Below are 311 nucleotides of genomic sequence, written 5' to 3' on the forward strand. Positions count from 1 at the left end.
GGGGCCGGAGCGCAGGTCGGCCTCGTAATCGGTCAACTCGTCGCCCGCGCGCCCCGCGGCGATGGCTGAAGCCGCCGCCTCGGCTGCGGCGATGCCCGAGAGCATGGCGTTGTGGTTGCCCTTGATCCGCGGCACGTTCACCAGCCCGGCCGAGCAGCCCAAGAGCGCCGCGCCGGGCACCGCCAGCTTCGGGATCGACTGCCAGCCGCCCTCGGAGATGGCGCGGGCGCCGTAAGCCACGCGCTTGCCGCCCTCCAGCAGCTCCGCNCAGGTAGGGGTTGGCGTAGTTCAGGTGGACGACGAAGCCGACC

At 72.9% G+C, this 311-nt stretch carries 1 pseudogene; it reads right to left on the reverse strand.

What is annotated here, in order from left to right:
* A pseudogene (locus tag FE811_RS27245) lies at positions 1-311 on the reverse strand (electron transfer flavoprotein-ubiquinone oxidoreductase); the annotation flags it as partial.

Origin of the sequence: Paracoccus sp. FO-3 (assembly GCF_006386455.1) — a bacterium.
In the GTDB taxonomy this organism is placed as follows: Bacteria; Pseudomonadota; Alphaproteobacteria; order Rhodobacterales; family Rhodobacteraceae; genus Paracoccus; species Paracoccus versutus.